This window comes from Streptosporangium sp. NPDC020145, from assembly GCF_040631275.1.
GTDB lineage: Bacteria > Actinomycetota > Actinomycetes > Streptosporangiales > Streptosporangiaceae > Streptosporangium.
Genome location: NZ_JBEXZT010000004.1, coordinates 552,396 through 559,563, shown reverse-complemented (window position 1 = coordinate 559,563; position 7,168 = coordinate 552,396). Strand labels below are relative to the sequence as shown.

Annotated in this window: 6 protein-coding genes; 4 read left to right on the top strand and 2 right to left on the bottom strand. The window is 71.9% G+C overall.

The window, feature by feature from the left end; translation table 11 throughout:
- Positions 1-90: 90 nt before the first annotated feature.
- Entirely contained in the window at positions 91-558 is a 468-nt protein-coding gene (locus ABZ463_RS10940) for a DNA starvation/stationary phase protection protein (RefSeq protein ID WP_352008874.1), read from the bottom strand.
- A gap of 114 nt (positions 559-672) precedes the next feature.
- Here ABZ463_RS10940 and ABZ463_RS10935 point away from each other — a divergent pair, with 114 nt between their 5' ends.
- The 4 genes from ABZ463_RS10935 to mmuM all read left to right on the top strand — a co-directional run bounded on the left by ABZ463_RS10935 (position 673) and on the right by mmuM (position 6,356).
- A complete protein-coding gene (locus ABZ463_RS10935; RefSeq protein WP_362775325.1) occupies positions 673-1,311 on the top strand; it encodes a MerR family transcriptional regulator in 639 nt (212 codons plus the stop codon).
- Positions 1,308-3,659: a VIT domain-containing protein gene (locus ABZ463_RS10930; protein ID WP_362775323.1), complete on the top strand. Its 2,352-nt coding sequence runs from the start codon at positions 1,308-1,310 to the stop codon at positions 3,657-3,659. The genes ABZ463_RS10935 and ABZ463_RS10930 overlap by 4 nt, the downstream gene beginning before the upstream one ends.
- Positions 3,660-3,800: 141 nt before the next feature.
- The gene (locus ABZ463_RS10925) at positions 3,801-5,432 is read left to right on the top strand and encodes a DUF885 domain-containing protein (protein ID WP_352008871.1); all 1,632 of its coding nucleotides are present in this window, start codon (positions 3,801-3,803) and stop codon (positions 5,430-5,432) included.
- Positions 5,433-5,495: 63 nt separating this feature from the next.
- Positions 5,496-6,356 carry a homocysteine S-methyltransferase gene (gene mmuM, locus ABZ463_RS10920; protein WP_362775321.1) on the top strand — a complete coding sequence of 287 codons (861 nt, stop codon included), beginning with the start codon at positions 5,496-5,498 and terminating at the stop codon, positions 6,354-6,356.
- 7 nt (positions 6,357-6,363) lie between these two features.
- On the opposite strand, the gene ABZ463_RS10915 is transcribed toward mmuM, so the two are convergent.
- The gene (locus ABZ463_RS10915; protein WP_352008869.1) at positions 6,364-7,077 is read right to left on the bottom strand and encodes a lysophospholipid acyltransferase family protein; all 714 of its coding nucleotides are present in this window, start codon (positions 7,075-7,077) and stop codon (positions 6,364-6,366) included.
- Positions 7,078-7,168 lie beyond the last annotated feature (91 nt).

Genomic DNA, 7,168 nt, shown 5'->3' with positions numbered 1-7,168 from the left:
AAAGCTATGAAGCCGGGCTCTATCTCCGAGGCTCGGTCATGTGGTTGAAGCTCCTCACTTCAACCACATGATCCGAACTCTAAACAGCTCCTAGCGCTGGGCCTCGATCATCCAGTGCTGTTCCTCCAGTTTCTGGGTGATCTCGATGAAGATGTCCTGGGTCACCGGATCGGCCTTCTCGGTCGCCTCGACGCGCTCACGCATCCTGCGGATGATCGATCCGAGGATGTCCGTCATCGCGGCGACGACCTTGCCGTCGTTGATGTAACCGGCCTCCAGTTCCGGCAGCTCGCTGGTCTTGGCGAGCGTCGAGGCGCGCCCGTCGGGGTTGCCCCCGAGAGCGACCGCCCGTTCGGCGACGGTGTCGGCGTACTCCCTGGCCGAGGCGACGATCTCGTCGAGCTGCAGGTGCAGCGAGCGGAAATGGTGGCCGATCACGTTCCAGTGGGCCTGCTTGCCCAGCAGCGACAGCTCCAGAAGATCCACGAGCGCGCCCTGGAGCGCGGTGATGACGACCTTCTTGTCCTCGCCCTTGAGCGAACTGGTGATCGCGGACATGTGGTGTCCTCCCCCTGCTTGCAGGATCGGTTTCCGTTTTGTACGGAAACGTCCCTACCCATCAATATGGCCCTTATGTTGACACTGTCATTGTGACAGTGTCACTATCGTCATATGGAATGGACCATCGGTGAGCTGGCGGAGCGGGCCTCCGCCGCGTTGTCCCCGACCGCCCAGCTCAACGGGCGGGTCAGGGACGTGCCCAACGAACGCCTCATCCGGTGGTACGCCACGATCGGCCTGCTCGACCCGCCCGCGTCCCGTCGGGGCCGCGTGGCCCTGTACGGCAGGCGTCACCTGCTCCAGCTCGTCGCCGTCAAACGCCGCCAGGCCGAGGGGCTGACCATCGCCGAGATCCAGGCCGAGCTGGCCGGGGCGAGCGACCAGACCCTTGAGGCCGTCGCCGACCTCCCCTCGCCGGCCTCTCCGAGCTCTCCGGGCCCTCCTGCGGGCCCTGCGGGCGGCGGAGGCGCGCGCCCGAGGTTCTGGGCCGAACCACCCAGGACATCCGCCCCCCGGCCGCGGGCGCGGCCCGTCCCCGCCCAGGTCAACGGCGTACGGCTGGCCGCCGGGGTGACGCTGCTGCTCGACGGCGGACATCCCCTCTCCCCCGGCGTGCTCGCCGACATCGGCGCCGCCGCGGAGACGCTCCTGGCGGTGCTGCGCGAGCACGGCCTTGTCCCCGGCGTCCCCGGCGTCCCCGGCGTCCCCGGCAAACCCGACAACCCCGATCACGGAGGGAACCAACCATGATCACCGAGATCACGGCGCTACGCCCCGAGGAGTGCGAGCCGGTCCCCGGCGCCGGTCTCGGGGCCCTCGTCACCGACCGGGGCAATCTGCCGCTGGAGAGCGTCGAGGTGACCGCGGGCGTCTGCGGCCTCGCCGCGGGGGTCGAGGTCGTCCAGACCTTCCGCAACCCGCACGAGGTGGCGCTTGAGGCGACCTACGTCTTCCCGCTGCCCGACCGCGCCGCCGTCACCTCCTTCACGATGGAGGCCGACGGCCGGGTCGTCGAGGGCGTCCTGAAGGAGCGCGGCCAGGCCAGGGCCGACTACGACCAGGCCGTCGCCGAGGGCAGGCGGGCCGCGATCGCCGAGGAGGACCGGCCCGACGTCTTCACCATCAGGGTCGGCAACATCGTGCCCGGCGAGCGGGTCACCGTACGCCTCGGGCTCGACCAGCCGCTCCCCTACGAGGACGGCGCGGCGACCTTCCGCTTCCCGCTGGTCGTCGCTCCCCGTTACGTCCCCGGCGCCCCGCTGGACGGTGAACGGGCGGGTGACGGCTGGGCGTGCGACACCGACGCGGTGCCCGACGCCTCCCGGATCACACCCCCGGTGCTGCTGCCCGGATTCCCCGACCCGGTCCGCCTGTCGCTGGCCGTCTCCATCGACCCCGCCGGTCTCGACCTGCGCGAGATCCGCTCCAGCCTGCACGTGGTCCAGGAGGAGGGGAACACCGTACGGCTGCGCCCCGGCGAGCGTCTCGACCGCGACTTCGTCCTGCGCCTGGCCTTCGACGCCTCGACCTCGCTGGCCCTGGTCCCCGACCCCGGGAAAGACCCCGAGGACGGTTCCGGAGAGGGCACGTTCACCCTGACCGTCGTGCCGGGCCCGGCCCAGGTCACGGACAGGGCGAAGGACGTCGTGCTGGTGCTGGACCGCTCGGGCAGCATGACCGGCTGGAAGATGGTCGCGGCCCGGCGCGCGGCGGCCCGCATCGTCGACACGCTCACCACCGGTGACCGGTTCGCGGTGCTGTCCTTCGACACCGTCGTCGAGGGTCCCGAGGGACTCGGCGAGGGATTGTCCGAGGCGAGCGACCGCAACCGCTACCGCGCGGTCGAGCACCTGGCGCGTCTTGAGGCGCGGGGCGGCACCGAGATGCTGGCCCCTCTCGAACGGGCGGCCGGTCTGCTCGCCTCCGGCGGGAGAGGCGGGAGAGACCGTGTCCTGGTGCTCGTCACCGACGGCCAGGTCGGCAACGAGGACCAGATCCTGGAACGGCTCGCCCCCCGCCTGGCCGGGACGCGGGTGCACACGGTCGGCATCGACAGAGCGGTCAACGCCGGGTTCCTCAGCAGGCTGGCCGGGATCGGCGCGGGCCGGTGCGAGCTGGTCGAGTCGGAGGACAGGCTCGACGAGGCCATGGAGCACATCCACCGCAGGATCGGCTCTCCTGTGGTCACCGGCCTGTCCCTGGAGGCCGACGGGCTCGGCCTGCTCCCGGACGGCGTCAGCCGTCTCGACTCGCTCTACCCGGGGGTCCCGCTCGTCGTCAGGGGACGTTACCGGGGCGCCGCCGAGGGCTCGCTGGCCGTACGGGGGACCGACGCCGCCGGGAACGCCTGGCGGCGTCGGGTCGCGGGGAGCGTGGCGGACGGCCCGGCCACCGGGGCGACCCGGGCGATCTGGGCGCGGGAGCGCCTGCGGGCGCTTGAGGACCGCTACGCCGCCGGGGACCACTCCCTGGAGGAGGAGATCGTCGCGGTCTCCCTGAGGTACGGCGTGCTCTGCCGGTTCACCGCGTTCGTCGCGGTCGACAGCCGGGTGGTGGCCGAGGGCGGCCCCGGGCACCGGGTGATCCAGCCGGTCGAGCCGCCCAGCGGGTGGGAGCGGCCGCTTCCCCCGGCGGCGGCGCCGATGTCGCTGACCGGGATGGCCGCCCCCATGAGCGCCGCGCCCGGGTTCGCGGCGGCGAGCTTCGGGGGCGCCCCCGTCCCGCCTCCCGCGCCGGGCGCCGCCGCTCCGCGCTCCGTTGCTCCACGTGTCGCCGCACCCGGCCCCCGCCCCCGGCTCGCCGGCCCCGCCCCGGTGGCTCCTCCCGCGCCCGCGCCGCTCGGTGAGCTGCTCGCCGGGGAGCTGCGCGGGCTGCGGGAGGCGGCGTCCCTGCCCGCCGCCGACCGGCTGCGTCATCTGGAGGACCTGGCGGGCAGGCTCGCCGCCCTGGCGGTCTCCCTGGGCGGTCACGCCGGGCTTGAGGCCCTGGTCGCACGGCTCCGGGCGGGCGGGGACGTGGAGGACCTGTGGCGCGAGACCCTCGAAGGGCTGGAGGAGCTGGGCCGTACCGGAAAACGCCGCTCTTTCTGGAGGCGATAACGGCCATTTCTTAGGAGATATAACCTATTTCATATGGAGGGTATAACGCGCCGCCACCACAGGGGATAGCTTCCTCTTATAAGGGTCAGGACGTTATGCGACAGGCGATTAGCCGCAGGTCAGGTTGGTTAAAGTTCCCGCGTGACCAGTCCCATTTTCTCTCTTTGTGATGAATATGTTTCGCGTTCGGCGGCGCTCGACCCGGTCGCCGCCGGAGCGGCGGGCATCGCCGTCGAGTTCGCCGCCGCGTCGGACTACGGCCCGGACGGCCACGCCGCGCGGGCCGCCCTGATCAGCGAGACATTGACCAGGCTCGCCACCCTGCGCCCCCAGGGTGAGGCGGATGTGCGGGCGGCCGCCCATCTGCGGGAACGTCTTGAGGCCGAACGCGCCTGGCACGAACTCGGCGAGCCGCTGCGCGCGGTGCAGGCGCCTTTCGGGCTCGTCAACGACCTGCGTGACAGCGTGGACCTCCTGCCGAACGGCACCGACGACGAGTGGCGTGACGTGGCGGCCAGGCTGGCGGCGATGCCCGAGATGCTGGACGGCTGGCGGACGAGCCTGGAGACCGGCCTGTCCAGGGGACTGCGGGCGGCCCGCCGCCAGGCGCTGGAGTCGGCGACCCAGGCCCGGCTGCTGGCCGACGGCGGCACCCACAATCCGTTGCTCGCCCGGTACGGCGACGGGCCGGTGCGGCAGGATCTGGCCAGGGGGGTCGCCGCCGCCCACGCCGCCTACGCCCGGATCGCCCGCTACCTGCGTGACGACTACGCGCCCATGGCCGAGGAGGCCGACGCGGTGGGCGCCGAGCGCTACGCGGCGGCCGCGAGGATCAGCCTGGGCGCCGACATCGACCTGGTGGACGCCTACGAGTGGGGCTGGGCCGAGCTCGAACGCATCGAGACCGAGCTCGCCGTCGAGGCCGACCGGGTCAAGGCGGGCGCCTCGGTCGAGGAGGCGACGGAGATCCTCAACGACACCCAGTACGTCGTGGGCCGCGACGCCTACCGTGACTGGCTTCAGGAACGTCACGACAGGGCGGTCGAGAGGCTGCACGGCACCCACTTCGACATCGCCGAGCCGCTGCGCCGGGTGGACGTCACGCTGGCCGTCGGCTCCTCCTCCGGGGCGCCCTACTACACCTCGCCGAGTGAGGACCTGTCGCGGCCGGGCCGTACGTGGTGGCCGGTCAGTGAGGACAGGAACCGGTTCGAGACCTGGCCGGAGCTGACCACGGTCTTCCACGAGGGCGTTCCCGGGCACCATCTGCAGTTCGGCGCGACCAAGGTGGCCGGGGAGAGCCTGTCCCGCTTCGGCAGGAACTCCTGGGTGAGCGGGCACGGGGAGGGCTGGGCGCTGTACGCCGAACGGCTGGCCGACGAGCTGGGCTGGTTCACCGAGCCGGGCACCCGCCTCGGCATGCTCGCCGGGTCGGCGCTCCGGGCGGCCAGGGTCGTCGTGGACATCGGCGTCCACCTGGACCTGCCGCTGCCCGACGGGTCGCGGTGGACCTTCGCCAAGGCCTGCGAGGTGCTGGGCGAGCGGGGCAGGTGTGAACCGCACCGCATCCACGCCGAGATCGTCCGCTACTTCGGCTGGCCCGGCCAGGCGATCTCCTACAAGCTCGGGGAGCGGGCCTGGCTGGCCGCCAGGCAGGAGGCCAGGACGCGCCTGGGCGCCGCCTTCGACCTGCGCCGCTGGCACACCTCCGCCCTTGAACTCGGCCCGGTCGGCCTGTCCAGCCTGGCCGAGGCCCTGCGCCGGATCGGCTGAGCGCCGGGTGGCCGGGGAGGGGGCGTCCTCCCCGGCCACCCGTTACACCCATAAAGTGATGGAATGACGGTTCTCGACGGTGGGCTGGCCACACATCTCGAAGCGCTCGGCGCGGACCTGCGCGACGAGCTCTGGTCGGCGAAGCTCCTGATCGAGAACCCCTCGGTGATCCGTCAGGCGCACCTCGACTACTTCGCCGCCGGGGCCGACGTCGCCACCACCGCCAGTTACCAGGCGAGCGTCCCCGCCTTCGTCCGGCGCGGGCTGAGCGCCGTCCAGGCCGAGCGGCTGATCCTGCTCTCGGTACGGCTCGCGACCGAGGCCAGGGACGCGACCGGCCGGGGCGCGGTCGCCGCCAGCGTCGGCCCCTACGGCGCGGCCCTGGCCAACGGCGCCGAGTACACCGGCGACTACGACCTCGACGAGGACGGCCTGTTCGCCTGGCACCGGGACCGCTGGCACATCCTGGCGGGCTCCGGGGCGGACCTGCTGGCCTGCGAGACCATCCCGTCCCTGGCCGAGGCACGGGCGCTGCGGCGGCTGCTCGACGAGACGCCGCAGACCCGGGTGTGGGTGAGCTTCTCCTGCCGCGACGGCGGTCACATCAGTGACGGCACCCCGCTGCGCCAGGCCGCCGCGCTGTTCGCCGGTCACCCGGGGGTGGTCGCGGTCGGCGTCAACTGTGTCGCGCCGAGCCACGTCCCCTCCCTCATCAAGGAGGTCACGGACGTGCCCGTGGTGGTCTACCCCAACTCCGGTGAGACCTGGAACGCCGCGGAGCACCGCTGGGAGGGCCTGGCCGACCCCGCCGAGTACGGCGCCGCCGCCGCGGAGTGGCACGCGGCCGGTGCCTCCTTCGTGGGGGGCTGCTGCCGTACGACGCCCGAGCACATCCGCCGGATCCGTGAGCGTCTGCCTGACTGAGCGGCGCTCAGCCCCGGCCTCCCTTGGCCGCCTCCCTGGCGGCACGGGCGGCCTCGACCTTGGCGCTCGCGGCGTACTTGTCGACGTACTCCTGGCCGGACAGCTCCATCAGGGCGTACATGATCTCGTCGGTGACGGCGCGCAGGACCAGGCGGTCCTCCTCCATCCCGTAGTAACGGGAGAAGTCGAGCGGCTTGCCGAACTTCACGCCGGGGCGGATGCCGAGCCTGGGCAGGGGACGCCCCGGCGGCATCATCTCGAAGGTGTTGACCATCGCCCACGGGATGACCGGGACACGCGACTCAAGCGCCAGCCTGGCCACGCCGGTCTTGCCCTTGTAGAGGCGCCCGTCGTGCGAGCGGGTCCCCTCGGGGTAGATGGCCAGGACCTGCCCCTCGGTCAGGATGCGCTTGCCGGTGCGCAGCGCCGCCTCACTGGCCTTCCCGCCGGAGCGGTCGATCGGGACGGTGCCGACGCCGCTGAAGAAGGCCCGGCTGAGCACGCCCTTGATCCCACGTCCGGTGAAGTAGTCGGACTTGCCGAGGGAGATGACCTTTCTGGGCAGGAACAGCGCCCCGAAGAAGTGGTCGGCGAACGACAGGTGGTTGCCGGCCAGGATCACCGGGCCCTCTCTCGGCACGTTGTCCACCCCCTCCGCCCACGGGCGGAAGATGAAATGGAGGAAGGGCCAGAGGATGGCCTTCACCACCCAGTAGAACACGCGAGGCTCCTTCGGTCGGCATGTGGGACCTGGAGCAATCCTCCCACCTCCCGGACGGACCACCTACATCGCCAAACCACACATATCGACC

Coding starts and splice junctions, on each gene's coding strand:
- ABZ463_RS10940 (WP_352008874.1), bottom strand. CDS start 558: ATGTCCGCGATCACCAGTTCGCTCAAGGGCGAGGACAAGAAGGTCGTC.
- ABZ463_RS10935 (WP_362775325.1), top strand. CDS start 673: ATGGAATGGACCATCGGTGAGCTGGCGGAGCGGGCCTCCGCCGCGTTG.
- ABZ463_RS10930 (WP_362775323.1), top strand. CDS start 1,308: ATGATCACCGAGATCACGGCGCTACGCCCCGAGGAGTGCGAGCCGGTC.
- mmuM (WP_362775321.1), top strand. CDS start 5,496: ATGACGGTTCTCGACGGTGGGCTGGCCACACATCTCGAAGCGCTCGGC.